We start from the raw sequence: 267 nt of genomic DNA on the forward strand, positions 1-267 counted from the left end.
ATCTTGACATGACTCAGCCGGACTCGATCATGTTGTCGACGCAGTTCCAGCTTCAGCCGATGGACGTTGTATATGTCGGAACAGCAGCATCCACAACATTCAATCGTGTTTTGCAGCAAGTATTGCCGACATTGCAAACGCTCTTTTATCTGAAGCAGCTCACGCGCTAGGCGCTCTTACGCGGATCTGTGTCGCCTTTATTGAGCTAATAAGCGGAGGGGTCTTGTTTCCCATCCTATTGCAATACACGTTGAATAAGCCGTGAGT

1 pseudogene is annotated in these 267 nt (G+C 48.7%); it reads left to right on the forward strand.

What is annotated here, in order from left to right:
- Positions 1–170: pseudogene (locus SB753_RS37790) on the forward strand (exopolysaccharide biosynthesis protein); the annotation flags it as partial.
- Between the last annotated feature and the right edge of the window lie 97 nt (positions 171–267).

Origin of the sequence: Paraburkholderia sp. SIMBA_053 (assembly GCF_046534895.1) — a bacterium.
GTDB classification, from domain to species: domain Bacteria; phylum Pseudomonadota; class Gammaproteobacteria; order Burkholderiales; family Burkholderiaceae; genus Paraburkholderia; species Paraburkholderia caledonica.